This is a genomic window from Pseudanabaena yagii GIHE-NHR1 (genome assembly GCF_012863495.1).
In the GTDB taxonomy this organism is placed as follows: domain Bacteria; phylum Cyanobacteriota; class Cyanobacteriia; order Pseudanabaenales; family Pseudanabaenaceae; genus Pseudanabaena; species Pseudanabaena yagii.
In genome coordinates this window covers 543,788-558,269 of sequence record NZ_JAAVJL010000001.1, presented here as the reverse complement: position 1 = coordinate 558,269, position 14,482 = coordinate 543,788, and the positions used below count along the sequence as shown (strand labels likewise).

Annotated in this window: 12 protein-coding genes and 2 pseudogenes; 5 read left to right on the top strand and 9 right to left on the bottom strand. The window is 41.6% G+C overall.

What is annotated here, in order from left to right; genetic code table 11:
- Position 1: 1 nt before the first annotated feature.
- The 8 genes and pseudogenes from HC246_RS02735 to HC246_RS02700 all read right to left on the bottom strand — a co-directional run.
- The gene (locus HC246_RS02735; RefSeq protein ID WP_169362047.1) at positions 2-373 is read right to left on the bottom strand and encodes a XisI protein; all 372 of its coding nucleotides are present in this window, start codon (positions 371-373) and stop codon (positions 2-4) included.
- Positions 361-777, bottom strand: coding sequence for a XisH family protein (locus HC246_RS02730; RefSeq protein ID WP_169362046.1), 417 nt, complete (start codon positions 775-777; stop codon positions 361-363). Before HC246_RS02730 ends, HC246_RS02735 begins: the two co-directional genes overlap by 13 nt.
- Before the next feature lie 65 nt (positions 778-842).
- A complete protein-coding gene (locus tag HC246_RS02725) occupies positions 843-2,138 on the bottom strand; it encodes a restriction endonuclease subunit S (RefSeq protein ID WP_169362045.1) in 1,296 nt (431 codons plus the stop codon).
- A 6-nt stretch (positions 2,139-2,144) separates the two neighbouring features.
- Positions 2,145-2,726: a type II toxin-antitoxin system PemK/MazF family toxin gene (locus HC246_RS02720; RefSeq protein ID WP_211167613.1), complete on the bottom strand. Its 582-nt coding sequence runs from the start codon at positions 2,724-2,726 to the stop codon at positions 2,145-2,147.
- Positions 2,727-2,763: 37 nt separating this feature from the next.
- Entirely contained in the window at positions 2,764-3,243 is a 480-nt protein-coding gene (locus HC246_RS02715; RefSeq protein ID WP_169364439.1) for a type II toxin-antitoxin system antitoxin SocA domain-containing protein, read from the bottom strand.
- Positions 3,244-3,307: 64 nt separating this feature from the next.
- Positions 3,308-3,643, bottom strand: coding sequence for a XisI protein (locus HC246_RS02710; RefSeq protein WP_169362043.1), 336 nt, complete (start codon positions 3,641-3,643; stop codon positions 3,308-3,310).
- Positions 3,631-4,047, bottom strand: coding sequence for a XisH family protein (locus HC246_RS02705; RefSeq protein ID WP_169362042.1), 417 nt, complete (start codon positions 4,045-4,047; stop codon positions 3,631-3,633). Before HC246_RS02705 ends, HC246_RS02710 begins: the two co-directional genes overlap by 13 nt.
- Positions 4,047-5,615 (bottom strand): annotated as a pseudogene (locus HC246_RS02700) (HsdM family class I SAM-dependent methyltransferase); the annotation flags it as partial. The pseudogene HC246_RS02700 and the gene HC246_RS02705, both read right to left, overlap by 1 nt.
- Before the next feature lie 84 nt (positions 5,616-5,699).
- Between HC246_RS02700 and HC246_RS02695 the strand changes: the two are divergent.
- Positions 5,700-6,803: an ISAs1 family transposase gene (locus tag HC246_RS02695; protein WP_169361865.1), complete on the top strand. Its 1,104-nt coding sequence runs from the start codon at positions 5,700-5,702 to the stop codon at positions 6,801-6,803.
- A gap of 68 nt (positions 6,804-6,871) precedes the next feature.
- On the opposite strand, the pseudogene HC246_RS02690 reads toward HC246_RS02695, so the two are convergent.
- Positions 6,872-7,819 (bottom strand): annotated as a pseudogene (locus tag HC246_RS02690) (type I restriction-modification system subunit M); the annotation flags it as partial.
- Positions 7,820-8,337: 518 nt separating this feature from the next.
- Between HC246_RS02690 and HC246_RS02685 the strand changes: the two are divergent.
- From HC246_RS02685 to HC246_RS02670, 4 genes are all read left to right on the top strand, one after another.
- A complete protein-coding gene (locus tag HC246_RS02685) occupies positions 8,338-9,597 on the top strand; it encodes a late competence development ComFB family protein (protein WP_169362041.1) in 1,260 nt (419 codons plus the stop codon).
- A 216-nt stretch (positions 9,598-9,813) separates the two neighbouring features.
- Entirely contained in the window at positions 9,814-11,343 is a 1,530-nt protein-coding gene (malQ, locus tag HC246_RS02680) for a 4-alpha-glucanotransferase (protein ID WP_169362040.1), read from the top strand.
- A 138-nt stretch (positions 11,344-11,481) separates the two neighbouring features.
- Complete coding sequence (locus HC246_RS02675; protein WP_169362039.1) at positions 11,482-12,825, top strand: hemolysin family protein; 1,344 nt, start codon at positions 11,482-11,484, stop codon at positions 12,823-12,825.
- 333 nt (positions 12,826-13,158) lie between these two features.
- On the top strand, positions 13,159-14,361 hold the full coding sequence (locus tag HC246_RS02670) for a sulfate ABC transporter substrate-binding protein (RefSeq protein WP_169362038.1): 1,203 nt from the start codon (positions 13,159-13,161) through the stop codon (positions 14,359-14,361).
- The last annotated feature ends 121 nt before the right edge of the window (positions 14,362-14,482 follow it).

The window sequence follows — 14,482 nt, the reverse complement described above, 5'->3', positions numbered from 1 at the left end:
ATTACCTTATGAGTAAAATTTCGTTTTCGCTATTGGTTGCAAATTCGGTGAGGTGTCTTTTGCTGGGATGTTGAAAGCCGAGGATGATGTCTTGTTTAGGTATGTCGGCGTTGAGCAGATCGTCAGCAATACAAAAGTTGGTACTGTCTTCTTCTATCCAGATTTTACCGTTTTGGATTTGTAAATAAAGGATGATATGTTGAACTCGTTTTTTGCCATCCCATCCAGTGCGAAGCCATAGGTATTGATCTCGTTCTGGGTCGAGGGCTAGGCGATCGCAAATTGGATTGTTTTGGTTTTGCTGTTGGTTAAGGTTGTAGTAGTCGATGAGCAGGGTTTGGATTGTGTCGCGATAGTAGGTCAATTTATCCATAACTGTATGCGCTCCTGTTGAGTATCTACAACGATAATTTTTAAGTTGTTTTGTTTGGTGATTAATTGAATTGAGGCACGTTGAAAAAAGTTTTCGTAGGTGAGGTCGTCGATCGCTAGATAAAGATTATATTCAGGTTCAGTGATCTGGATGAGGTTACGGTAAACGATGTACTGCCCGATAGCGTTGTGAAAGTCATACATGGGAGATCTACCAATAAAGCTTTTGATCTCGACAACGATTTTCTGTTCTTGACGTTGTGCGGCGATCGGCTTTTGGGCGGCGAGGTCTGCATAAAGTTCAGCGTCTTCGTACTTAATGAAGTAAGGATCGGCGGTAATTTCCCATCCGTCTTGAATAAGCGCGTTTTTGACCGCATCATGGTAAATGTCTTTTGCAGGCATATTTACGCAACTTAAATTTTTCTAATTTTTATTATATGTTTAACGAAGGCTCGCCTTTACTTTACTTATACTTTGATTTTGCCTGTAACTGCTTCACTAATAAAAACTTGTTTTAGAGAATTAAGCTTTTCAATACCTTCCAATGTCTTTTGGCTAACTTCTTCTATATCTTTAATCCGATTAGAAGTCACATTTAAAATGTTTTTCTGCTCCTCTAATGGAGGAACTGGAATTTTATATTTTTTAATGTCATCACAAGTTATAGCTCCTTTTGTACTGCCATTTCCCGAAGAACTAAGCCTTATCAATTCATACATTCCTTGAAGATAAAGATGAAGAAATTCTGGCAGGATGTCTTTATCCAATATTTCTATATAAGCAAGGTGTTGATTAATAGTTGTTTCTATTTTGCATATTGCTGAATTCCCTCTAGTTTTTCCTTCGCCAGTGATTGCTATGACAATACTATTTGGCTTAACTAAAGGAAGATGACACTCACGAACAGCTTTTGGGGTGACAAACTGTTCAGCTGATTTGATAATAATGTCATTTACTTTTGAGCTATTAAGCCAAGGAATTGCCCCATTATTCCAATAAGAAGCATTTGATCTGTTAGGCGTACTTCCATTTCCTATCTTACCGATAAAACTAATTCGAGAGACTCCCCAATGCTCAGGAATTTCGCCTATCCACTCAATACCACTATCACGCATAGGGACATTAGGGTTTAGCCCTTTAGTGACAGCGCGATTGATGAGGATGGCTTTTTGTTCGTTGAGGAGTTCGATTAGGCGTTGTTTTTTGGCGATCGCTTGGTCTATGGAGGTAGTGGTGCGATCGAGAAAATCAACAATTCTATTGACTTCATCATGAGGTGGTACTGGTGAATAAAGGGTTTTAAAATCTTCATACCGCAAACTATTCATATCACTACATAGTCCATAAGAATGTCGATTAGCTTCTTTAATAAATAGTTCTGTACGGTAGAGATAATGGAAGAATTTAGCGTAATTTTTGTTGCGCGTATTCAGAATGATATAAGCTGGACTGACGATACCAGTAAAATCTGACATACCGATCGCACCCTGCCACATTCTCATTTTGTTATAAGCTAAATCGCCTCGATACACTACCTTGTATTTAGCCTTATCTTCGTTTGACGAATCCTTTTTGATTGAAATCTCACTTTGTCTAATAACACCTTGATCGATGGTTACTGATAACAGCTCCATATCTGGGCGATTAGTTTCTTTTCTTTCATCAAATAAACCAAGATTTCTCTTAGCTTCCCAATGACTAGGAATCTCTCCTAACCATTCCACACCACTATTTTTATAACTCTCATACTTAGGAAAAGCCATAACCATTTATTTGTCCCCCTTACCATAATTATCTAATAACTTTTCTAAAACCATCTCCTTATCAACATCAGACAGCAAACCATACACCTTTTGCACCAAATCAGGAGAAGCATTTTCTCGAAACCAATCATCAGTCGGATCTCCAGAAAGATCGAAATAATAAATTAAAGTTTGATTAATCTCTTCCTTATCATCCAAAGACAACTGCCCCATTCTTACTAACCAATCCCCATTACCATCCTTAAAACAATTACCATCAACCGTACAAATTTGATGCACCAAAGCATAAGAATTAGCTGTTAAACCATTAGCCTTTGTCTTTGTAATTGGATAAACACTCGGCAACCCCGCAGAAGTCTGTTTAGAAGTTAAAGGAATTACTGTAAAAGTCTTGATGTAGTCCGTATCATCCTGAAACTCATCACTTGACCAAATAATATACGGATGCGCTCCTCTAAAAACTCGACTAGAATTAATAACCTCATCGCAACCTGAATGTTTGCAACTAACCTCATCGGGTTCAGTCAAATCATAAAAATACTGATGCCTTCTACCACAAGACAAAGAAACTCGATAAGGGTTAATCATATAGATCCAACCCTGTCGGGGACGCTGACCCGCCATTCTACACACCTAACTCAGCAACTACTTTTTCATGCTCTAAAAAAAGATTTAAATGCGCCTTCTCTTCAGGTTGATAATGTTTTTTAGCCTCTAGCATTGGCTCAGTTTGATAAACATAAGCTAATAGATCATCTAACTTAGCCCCAATCCATTCCTTACGGATATTTCTCAACATCAACTCCAGCCCCTTAGAAAATCTCAAATCATTAACATCTGGGCAATTTTCACGAGGTTCAATCAAAACAGCTTGATTATTTTGAACCTCACCTAAAACGCCCTGCGTATAGAGAGCCGTCAAACAGCTATCAATATCCTCACTCCAAGGACCAAAGCGATAATAACGCCAATCTAAATTTGTAAGTTGTTTCTTTGTCCACTTCACCGAATACAAATCAGCAAGATACAGAAACTTCACCAACTGAGTTTTGGTAATGTATCCCTTGCTCTTGCACACAAAGAATAAAATCAGTTTTTCTAACATTGAAGTTTCCATAAAATTAACAGCTTTGACTGTCCCAACCTAAATATTATCAGAAATCTTGACCTCAAGCCACACCATAATCAGTATATTTGCGTTTATAAGGCGGCTGTAAACCCAAAATAATATCCTCCTTCGGCACACCCAACTCCACCAATTCCTCAGCAGGATCGAGATCCGTCATATTGCGTTGTAGCCAGATTTTGCCATCCCGAATATCAAAATGCATCACACAAGAATAGACCCTTACCGCCCCCTCCCAACCAATATCTAGCCATTGATAATGATCGCGATCGCAATCAAAAATCAACTGTGTTTCCAAACCATCTTTAGGATTACCCCAAGAAGCGTAAGTGGTCAAAATATCTTGAATATATTTACGATAAATACTTAGTTTATCCATTTTACAATTACCTCCTCAATAGGTTCATAAACAACTAGCAAAACCGCATATTGATCGACAACAACCTTGGCAAACTCAGTCTGAAAAAAACTATTGAAAGCATCATTTGGTACTGCTAAATAGAGTAACCGATCTGGCTCCACTTGCTGCAACGCCAAACGATAACTTATAAACTGCCCCAAAGCTGCATAAAAATCTGTTATCGCCGAAGGTCTTAAAAAGCTCTTGACCTCAACCGCTATTTTCTCATTACCTCGATCTGCCACCAGTAAACGCTCTGCGCCCAAGTCAACCTGAAAGGTAACATCACCATAATCAAACCGTAATGGATCAGATGTAATAGTCCAACCATCCTTTTCTAAACCATTTCTAACCGCATCATGAAAAGTATCCTTCGCTGACATTATCCTACCTCACCAAAACTAACCAACCGCTTTAACAAACCCTCAGTCTCCTGCTCTAACTGCAAAATCTCCGAGGTCACCTCCTCCAAACTTCGCAAAGGCTTATGTTGATAAAAATACTTGTTAAAACTAATCTCATAGCCGATCTGCGTCTTATCCAAAGCAATCCAAGCATCCGCCACATGAGGACGCACCTCCCGCACAAAATAAGCGTGGATCTTCTGCTCCCCTCTCCCAGTGGGAGAGGGGCTGGGGGTGAGGTTCTTCTGCTCCCCTCTCCCACTGGGAGAGGTGCTGGGGGTGAGGGCATAATTTAACGGCACATTCTCATTATCCCGTAACTCACTATCCGACTCATACTCAACCCACTCACCACTAACCCCTGTAGCCCAAAAGCCATAATCCTGTAAATGCTCCTGCACCGTTCCCAAAGACTCAAGCAACTCATTGAGCTTATCCCCCTTGAGTTTATGCAACTTCTTCACCACCTTAGCTGCCGACTCATCGCGCCAACTAATCACATTTAAAACTTGATTCTTCTCACTCGATGACAGCTTGATTTCTAACTTTTTCAAAGCCTCATCAAACATAATCGCAAACTGATTAAAGTCTAGATATAGCTCCCCGCCAATATGCCCCATTAACTTCTCAGCCGATCGCATCAAATCTCTTTGAGTCTCCCAAGTCTTCACCGATAGCAAATCCTTACGATTCTTAGGAGATATAGCAAGCTCTTCTTTATCGATATATTCCTCGATCGCTTTTTTGTACTTAGCATCTGTCTCCAACTCAGCATATAGGCGATCGCCCCATTCACCATAAGCCCATTCCATCACCTCCCGCAAAGCAGGGACAAACCGCAAACTCTCCACCCGTTCCGCCGTAAACTGAGCCGCCAACCGCAAAGGACGCTCCACCGTTACTTTGTAATAGCCAAAATCCCGATTATCAAAAACCTTAGAAATCTCTCTCTTACTCCCCTCTCCCTCTGAGTCATATTTAGCGAATTGTGATCGCATTCCTAAATATATTTCCGTAATCTTCTCAATATGTTCAGGCGCAAACTCACAATTCTTCGCACCCAAATTTTTACGCAACTTGCGATACATCTCCGAAGCATCAATCAACTGCACCTTACCCCGACGCTGGGGCGCTTTATGATTCGCCAAAACCCAAATATAAGTAGTAATCCCTGTGTTGTAAAACAAATTATTCGGCAGTTGAATAATTGCCTCTAACCAATCATTTTCGATAATGTAGCGGCGAATATTACTCTCACCACTACCAGCATCCCCCGTAAACAAAGACGATCCATTATGCACTGACGCAATCCGTGAACCCAGAGGACTATCATCTAGCCGCTTCATCTTGCTGACCATATCCATCAAAAACAATAGCTGTCCATCCGAAGATCGCGGAATCGCAGGAACTATTTCCGCAACTCCTTTAAAATTGGGTAACGATACTTGGAAACGTGGATCGATAACATCCTTGCCATCCAAAATCGATTTCTGTTCCCCCTTCCAAGACTTCCCATAGCAGGGTGGTTTCATTTTCGGGAAGTGATAGTGAGAAGGGATTACAGAAAAACAGCAAAGCCAAAATAGTAAAAAATGGTCTGTTAAGAGCTAAACAAAAAGCAAAACCAGACCATGAACTTTATAGAACAATTAAAGCAGATCCCAGACCATCGGAAAAGTAAAGGTAAGCGACATCCACTATGGCTAGTCATGTGCTTAACCTTGCTGGGAGTATTGTGTAATTATCACGGATATCGACCCTTAGCAGATTTCTGTGAGAAACATTGGCAAACCCTACAAACAAGGCTAGAGCTAGCACCAGAGAGTCGAATCCCGTCATATTCGACCTTTCGTCGTGTCATTCAAGGAGTAGAAATTGAGCCAATAGTTAAACTATTTAACGAGTGGTGTAGAAATAGCTATACAGGCGAATCAGGGCAATGGCTGGCGATGGACGGAAAAAGCATCAAATGTACTGTCTCCAATCAGACTGATTCTAGGCAAAACTTTACCAGTACCGTATCAGCCTTTACCCATGAAACGGGAGAAGTAATAGCCCTTGCCGTATCCGAAAACAAACAAATTAGTGAAATCGAAGTCGTTAAACAAGTGATTACCTCTTTACAAGGGCAGAAAGCCTCTTTCACCCTAGATGCCTTACATTGCCAAAAAGATACGGTGAAATTAATTGTTGAACAGGAACAGCATTATTTGATTGCGCTCAAAAATAATCAACCGAATTTGCTCAAGATTTTGGATAACTTACATCAAACCACGGAAGCCCTTAGCTATGCTGAAGAGTTTGACAAATCTCATAGCCGTCAAGTGCGCCGTCGCGTTTGGGTTTATCCTGCGCCGACTCACCTACGTAAACAATGGTCGTCTCTACAGTCTTTGATTTATGTGGAACGCGAGGGCTGGCGTGATGACAAGCCTTTTGTCGAATCAGTTGGTTATATTTCTGACTTGTCTCTCAAGGCGGCTCAGTTTCTTGACCCGATTCGCCTACACTGGGGCATTGAAAATCGCTTACATTGGGTGCGCGATGTCCTTTTTCAAGAGGATACGGGGTTACGTCGTGGTGGTAATGCTCCTACTATTTGGGCAATTATTCACTGTTTTATCATGACCACTGTTCGTCGCCTTGGCTTTCGGACGATTCCTCAGGGGCAACGGGTTCTCGCGAATCAGGTTCATCAAGTTTTTGATATTCTCTCCTGCTCTTATTCTTACTGATTTCCTCCTTCTAAATTTTCTGCTTCTCCCTTCCTGCTTGCTTTTCCGAAAATGAAACCACCCTGCTTCCAAGACTTCCCATAGGGAGGATTCGACAACATAAAATCAAAGCGCATCCCCGCAAACTCATCAGTCGCCAAAGTCGAACCAAACTTAATATTTGCAGGATCATTCCCTTTAATCATCATGTCCGATTTGCAAATCGCATAGGTTTCTCCATTCACCTCTTTCCCATAGAGATAAACCGCCGCCTTAGATCTGATTTTCCCATCAGGATCGATCATAAAATTCTGCGATTCCGTCAGCATCCCTCCCGATCCACAAGCGCCATCATAGACCGTAATTACAGGCGGTAAACGCTCCTTCACAGGCTCAAACAAAATATGTGTCATCAAATCAATTACTTCACGAGGCGTAAAGTGTTCACCCGCCTCTTCGTTGTTCTCTTCGTTAAACTTCCGAATCAACTCCTCAAACACATAACCCATACCCAAATTGGTCAAAGGTGGCAACCTACGCCCATCAGGATCGATCGCCTCATCAGGACTCAAGTTAATACGCGGATCGATAAACTTCTCCAACACCCCCAACAATACATCCGCCTCCACCATCCGCTTGATCTGGTTGCGTAGCTCAAACTTCTCAATAATCTCCTTAACGTTCTCACTGAAACCATCCAGATAAGCCTTAAAATTTGCCTCCAAAATCTGACGATTATTCGTAGCCGTCTTGACTAACTTCGTCAGCGTCCAGTCAGAAATATTGTAAAAAACATAGCCGCTTGCCTCCTGCAAACCTTGCTGATCCAGATCAGTTAATCCTGCATCCTCTCGCTGAAACCGCACCTCTTCTAAAACCGCCGCCTTGCTTTTCTCCAACAGGCAATCCAGACGACGCAACACAAACATCGGTAAAATCACATCGCGATACTTGCCCCGCACATACACATCCCGCAAACAATCATCCGCGATCGACCAGATAAAGGAGACGATTTTATTATTGATGGTGTAGTCCATAGCCAACGAAAAAATTATGAAGATTCTTGATCTTACACAACTACAGGCGGTTTGAGTTAATCAATCAGAGGCGATCGGCATATATCTAATACTATTTTTATTTCACTTTAATGCCCGATTAATCCCTGATTTGCAAATGTATAATTGCTTATAAGGAAAAATCAATTACCCCGATTTTTACCCCGTCACCTTGTTGACAATACCCAAAAGCCTTACTCTACAAATTTTCCAGCAAATAACGATACCACGTTGACATCGTGGGGGGCGATGGTTCGAGTCCATTTGTGTCCATAGTTTTTCTAACGGCTTTTATCGCCAAGTATTTATAAAAACAGTGTCATATGCTTGGTGCAAAACGCTAACCATATAACATTATAAATCCTGAAGAATGTAATATCATTTTTGGTAACTAGCCTGTCAAAAGCACAAACCTAGTGAGTATTCTCATTGAATTGATAGTAATTGACAGTAATATTTAACAAGGCTTATACACATAGAATTTCTCGTAGCACAAACTTATGACTAGCCTCAAAAATGCCCTTGAGGAAATCGTTGTCGTAGAAGTACAGGAGCAACTAAAGCAACTGAACAAGGCATCACGTGAAACAATTAACCTTAGTGAAGTAACTGCCTTTGCTCTGAATCGTTTGCCAGCGCTATACGCTAGTACTAGCCGAGGTTGGTTGCAACAGCGCAAACGTGCCCACAATGAATTGAAAAATCAAGTTGTAAGTGCTGTTCAACATGCATTATTGGGGGTAAAGCGTGATCCACTCCGAAAAGCTACTCAGATTGCGGCTAGCAAAGTTGAAACCCCTGCCCATGTTTTAGCCAAACTCCAACAACTTTTTAGTAAGCCATCTCTGGTATGGCAAGATGTCCCACAAGCTTTTCAAGAAACGCTAACCTTAGTGACGCACTCCCCAGAATATGCGGGATTGAGCATCTACGATCGCAATCGCATTCGGGAAATCAAAGGTTATTTACAGCGTAAGGGGCATTATCATGACCATGAAAACTGGCATCAGCAAAATACTGAAATACCTGATCCTGAGCTAAATTCCTATATTATTTCTGCTTCTTATTCCCTCACTAATGTTCTCGAAGATTTAGTACAGCAGGAAGTAAAAAATCAATTAGTACATATGGCAAATGTGTTGCCGCGCAAGGTCGGTATTGATGATGTATCTGCCTATGTTCTCAATCGGTTACCACCGATGTATGCCACGACTGAGCAAGGGGTAGCTTGGCAAACCCAAAAGGCAAAAGAGCAAATAGCAAGTCAAATTGAGTCAACGGTGATCCAAGCAATGATGACATTAAGTAAAACGCCTCGTCGTCTTGCCGATCCACTTCCATTGCTCAAGTTTGAAGAGGATTGCGAACAGGCAATTAAAGAGTTACGCCTCATTTTTCAACGGGATGATATTACATGGCGAAATATTGCCATCCTTGCAGAATATGCGATCGCCCATGAGCGACAGGGGATGACCTATTGGCGGCAGCAGTGGCGGATGCTAGGACAAATTTATAGCGAAATGTATTTGAAACCGGGGGATGCGGAATTATCGTTAAATCAAACTCCTGAAGGCGAAATTTTAATCATCCAAACCCATACTCGCGAAGCTTTTGGATGGCTTGCGGATAATCCTAAAAACTTAGGAATTAGTACATTGCGACTTTTTCCTGCGGTTGCTGAAATTGAACTTCATTCGTCTTTCTTAGATTTTTCTGTTAATTACACCCGTGAAGAAATGGCAGCAGATGGAATTATCTGATAGCAGTTTTCATTTTGCCTCACCCCCCTAAAGACTTTGGTGCACGCGCAGCGTGCACCAAATACTATTTAAATGCGTCCAGCTACTCAAATAGTATTTCCCAGTCTGGTGAAGTATGTTTTTGTTTCCCCGCCAAAGGTGGGGAAACAAAACTCTGTAAGACGATACATAAGGCGGTAAAGTAGAGCCAGATCTAAAAGCTTTTGTATTTTGTGTATGGCTTTTCAACGTGCTAGTGGCGTTTTGCTGCATCCAACCTCATTACCCAGCAAATTTGGGATTGGGGATTTAGGAGAAACGGCTTATCAGTTTATTGAGTTTTTATCCCGTAGTGGTCAGAAGCTTTGGCAAGTCCTGCCCCTTGGACCTACAGGATATGGTAATTCTCCCTACATGAGTTTTAGTGCGATCGCAGGTAATCCCTATCTCATTAGTCCAGAGCTTTTAGCGAAGCAATATTTACTTAAAGAAGAAGATTGGGAAGATATTCCTGATTTTGATCAAAATCGTGTTGATTTTGAAGCGGTGATACCTTACAAACGCAAGTTACTAGAGATTGCCTATACAAGATTCAAACAGGGTTATGCGGATCAAGATCCCCAACATCATCATGATTTGTATTTAATCCAAGAGCAGTTCAAAAAGTTTTGCTACGAAGAAGCCGATTGGCTCGAAGACTATGTGCTGTTTGTTGCATTGCATGAAGAAAATCCCGAAATCCTTTGGAATCAGTGGGAACCTGCGATCGCCAAACGGGAACCCCAAGCATTACAACAAAAACGCGAAGAGTTACATGAGCAAATCGAGTTTCAGAGATTTGTGCAGTTTCTCTTTTTCGATCAATGGTTGAAACTCAAGCAATATGCCAATATGCGAAATATTCGGATTATTGGCGATATTCCCATCTATGTCTCTCATAACAGTGCTGATGTTTGGGCAAATCCTGAAAACTTTGCGCTCGATCCTGAAACCTACGAAGTCACACAGATGGCGGGAGTCCCACCCGACTATTTCAGCGAAACAGGTCAGCTCTGGGGAAATCCTGTCTATAACTGGGATTATCTTCAAGAAACTAATTTTGCTTGGTGGATCGATCGCTTCCGATTTTTAAATCGTTATGTAGATATTATCCGCATCGATCACTTTCGAGGTTTTGAATCATTTTGGCAAGTTCCCGCAGGTGAGGAGAATGCCATCAAAGGTGAGTGGAAGCTTGCCTTGGGAGATGAGCTGTTTACGAAGCTCAAGGAAGTAATGGGTGATCTGCCAATTCTTGCCGAAGATCTTGGGGTAATCACTCCTGAAGTCATCAAATTACGGGATGATTTTGGCTTTCCAGGAATGCAGGTACTACTGTTTGCTTTTGGTGGTGACTCTGGCAATTTTCATTTGCCCCACCACTACAGACACAATAGTGTTGTGTACACTGGGACTCACGATAATGACACCGCAGTGGGTTGGTGGCAGCGTTCCAGCAATTATGAAAAGCAACTGTTTTATAAATATGTAGTTGGTTTTGCCTCAGGAGAGCCAATTAACTGGGCGCTAATCCGCATAGCAATGGCATCAGTAGCTGTAATTGCGATCGTTCCGCTACAGGATGTTCTTGGTTTAGACAATAGTGCGCGGATGAATGTCCCCGGAACTGCCACAGGCAATTGGGGCTGGCGCTATAGCGATCCCGATTTACTCAACCAAGATTTGAGCGATCGCTTGTTGGATGTGACCCAACTCTATAGCCGTTAAAAAAAAGGTGTGACACTTCTGGTCACACCTTTTTTTGAGTCTTAGGAAACTTGACACAAAATTTGGTATGAGAATATATAACTATCATTAAACAAATTTCTCAAACGATTCCCATAAGGTCGTTCTGCTCTAAAAACAATGTCTTCCCTCGCTTTTGAAGCTTTATTCATTATTTTGCTGATTATTGCCAATGGTGTATTTTCGATGTCTGAGCTAGCCATTGTCTCAGCTCGAAAAGTACGCCTAGAACAATGGGCAAAAGAAGGAAATGCTAAAGCTAGAGCTGCTTTAAGGCTAATCAGCTCACCCAACAATTTTTTGTCAACCACCCAAATTGGCATTACTTTAATCGGAATTTTGAGTGGCGCTTTGGGTGGTACAACCGTAGCAAAAAGTTTGAAAGAGTTGTTGGATACGATCGCAATTATCAAGCCCTACAGCGAATCCCTCAGCTTTTCGATTGTTGTTGGAATTATCACTTATTTATCTCTCGTTGTCGGAGAGCTTGTGCCCAAGCGATTGGCGATGAGTAATGCTGAACAGATTGCCTGTAATGTTGCCCCACCGATGCGATTTCTTGCCAATATTGGCACACCGATTGTGTACTTACTTAGCGCCTCTACCGAAGCATTGCTGAGTATGTTAGGAATTCAAGCCAATGAAGAGGCGCAGGTTACTGAAGAAGAAATTAAGGTGATGATTGCTCAGGGTGCAGAGTCGGGGATGTTTGAAGAAGCTGAACAAGACATGGTAGAACGAGTATTTCGTCTAGGCGATCGCCCTATTAAAGCCCTCATGACTCCCCGCACTGAGATTGATTGGATTGACATCGATTCTCCATTTGAAGAAACGCAACGCGAAGTTCTAGAGAGTGGTCATTCAAGATTTCCAGTAGCTAGGGAAAATCTGGATGATTGTGTGGGAATTGTCGATATTCGAGAATTTCTCAACGCCAGTATTCATGGTGTACCTATAGATTTATTAAAAGTTAGTAGTCCTCCCCTATATGTTGCGGAAACTGCCAGTGCTTTGAGCGTATTAGAGCAATTTAAACAATCAGGCGATCGCGTTGCTATGGTGACTGATGAGTATGGTGGTGTCGAGGGAATGGTAACTCTCACTGACCTACTTGAGGCGATCGTTGGTGATTTGCCATCAAGCGATCGCCAAGGTGATCCCGATGCAATTCAGAGAGAAGATGGGTCTTGGCTAATTGATGGGATGATTTCTAGCGATCGGCTCAAAGAGATTCTCGAAATTGAAGATTTACCCTATGAAGAAGAGCGCAATTACCATACGCTGGGGGGATTGATGATGACTTATCTCCGACATATTCCGATGGTTGGTGAGCACTTTACTTGGCAAAGAATCCGTTTTGAAGTAGTTGATATGGATGGAAATCGAGTAGATAAAGTGCTAATTAATTTGTCCCCATTATTACCTCTAGATGAAGAACCTAAGGGTAATTTAAAAAATAGATAACCCTAGATAAATGCACCATGCTTAGCACGGTGTATTCTCAGACCAAAAGTAAAAACCTTACATAGCAAGGCTTTTACTTTTGGTCTGAGATAGAGGGTTTGTTACGCAAACCCTCTATCTCAGATCGTTTTAAATTATCCTGAACTTGCGTTAGCCAGATTAAAAAGATGTTAGACAAAGAGAATATTAGCTTCTCTAACATTTCTGCTAAATCTCTGAATGTCTAAATAAAACTAGACAGATTTTATTTGTATCTCAAAGGAAAGTATTGTATGGTATTTAAACACGGTATTCCCATCAAGATATCGTAGATTACTTTCTTGGAGATATCTCATGAGTTTAGGACAACATCCCTTAAAACGTTCACAATCAGCGGTCAAGGCGATCGCCCAATTATTTAGCAATACATTTAAAAACATATTCAGCCATAAATGGGGACGCAAATTTGTCTCCTTCTTTTTGGCAGGTGCATTGATTAGTGTCACGATGGCAGCTTGCACTGCAACGACTGACACTAAACCCACAGCAACAACCCCAACTACAGGTGGCAGCCCCGCCGCTCAAACCACACCTGCCGCAGGCGCACCTAAAAAAGATGTTGAATTAACCCTTGTGTCTTTTGCTGTTACCAAGCAAGCTCACGAGAAGATCATTCCTAAGTTTGTGGAAAAATGGCAAAAGGAACAAAATCAAAAAGTTACCTTTAAACAGAGCTATGGTGGCTCAGGTTCGCAAACTCGCGCCGTTATTGACGGACTCGAAGCTGATGTTGTCCACCTCGCCCTTAGTGCTGACACTTTCAAACTAGAAAAAGCAGGACTAATTGAGTCAGGTTGGGAAAAAGAATATCCTAATGATGGAATTGTCTCGAAGTCCGTACCAGCAATTATCGTTCGTGAAGGCAATCCCAAAAATATTAAAACTTGGTCTGATCTCGAAAAACCAGGGGTTGCGCTAATCACTGCTGACCCTAAAACTTCAGGTGTTGCTAAATGGAATTTCTTGGCAATCTGGAATGCGGCTCTCAAGGCAAATAATAAGGATGAAGCCAAGAGCATCGATACCTTAGTGAAAGTATTTACCAATGTGCCAATCTTGACTAAAGACGCTAGGGAAGCCAGCGACGCTTTCCTTAAGCAAGGGCAGGGCGATGTCTTGGTTAATTACGAAAACGAAGTAATTCTTGCTACTCAGAAGGGCGAAAAAGTCAGCTATGTAATTCCCGATGTGAACCTCTCCATCGACAATCCGATTGCAGTTGTTGACAAAAACGTTGCTAAGCATGGCACTAAGGAAGTAGCCGAAGCATTTGTAAAGTACCTCTACTCCACTGAAGCACAAACCGAATTTGCCAAGATCGGTTTCCGTCCTGTCGATGAAGCTGTTGCCAAAGAGAAGCAGTTTACTGAACTTTACCCCGCAGTTAAAGAGCTTGCAACCATTAATAAAGATTTTGGTGGTTGGCCAAATGCCGATAAGAAGTTCTTTGCCGATGGTGGAATCTTTGACCAAGTTCAATCCAAAATCAAGCGCTAGAGCTTAGCTATAGCTAATTAATCAAGTCATCAACAAGTGGCTTAAGCCCCTTGCCTAAATTAATAACTAAATTCTATAAAATCGTAGCTTTGCTGCGGTTTTATAGAATTTAGGCTAAATG

Excerpts from the sequence above, each read along its gene's own strand:
- HC246_RS02735 (WP_169362047.1), bottom strand. The coding sequence starts at position 373 with ATGGATAAATTGACCTACTATCGCGACACAATCCAAACCCTGCTCATC.
- HC246_RS02730 (WP_169362046.1), bottom strand. The coding sequence starts at position 777 with ATGCCTGCAAAAGACATTTACCATGATGCGGTCAAAAACGCGCTTATT.
- HC246_RS02725 (WP_169362045.1), bottom strand. The coding sequence starts at position 2,138 with ATGGCTTTTCCTAAGTATGAGAGTTATAAAAATAGTGGTGTGGAATGG.
- HC246_RS02720 (WP_211167613.1), bottom strand. The coding sequence starts at position 2,726 with ATGATTAACCCTTATCGAGTTTCTTTGTCTTGTGGTAGAAGGCATCAG.
- HC246_RS02715 (WP_169364439.1), bottom strand. The coding sequence starts at position 3,243 with ATGTTAGAAAAACTGATTTTATTCTTTGTGTGCAAGAGCAAGGGATAC.
- HC246_RS02710 (WP_169362043.1), bottom strand. The coding sequence starts at position 3,643 with ATGGATAAACTAAGTATTTATCGTAAATATATTCAAGATATTTTGACC.
- HC246_RS02705 (WP_169362042.1), bottom strand. The coding sequence starts at position 4,047 with ATGTCAGCGAAGGATACTTTTCATGATGCGGTTAGAAATGGTTTAGAA.
- HC246_RS02695 (WP_169361865.1), top strand. The coding sequence starts at position 5,700 with ATGAACTTTATAGAACAATTAAAGCAGATCCCAGACCATCGGAAAAGT.
- HC246_RS02685 (WP_169362041.1), top strand. The coding sequence starts at position 8,338 with ATGACTAGCCTCAAAAATGCCCTTGAGGAAATCGTTGTCGTAGAAGTA.
- malQ (WP_169362040.1), top strand. The coding sequence starts at position 9,814 with ATGGCTTTTCAACGTGCTAGTGGCGTTTTGCTGCATCCAACCTCATTA.
- HC246_RS02675 (WP_169362039.1), top strand. The coding sequence starts at position 11,482 with ATGTCTTCCCTCGCTTTTGAAGCTTTATTCATTATTTTGCTGATTATT.
- HC246_RS02670 (WP_169362038.1), top strand. The coding sequence starts at position 13,159 with ATGAGTTTAGGACAACATCCCTTAAAACGTTCACAATCAGCGGTCAAG.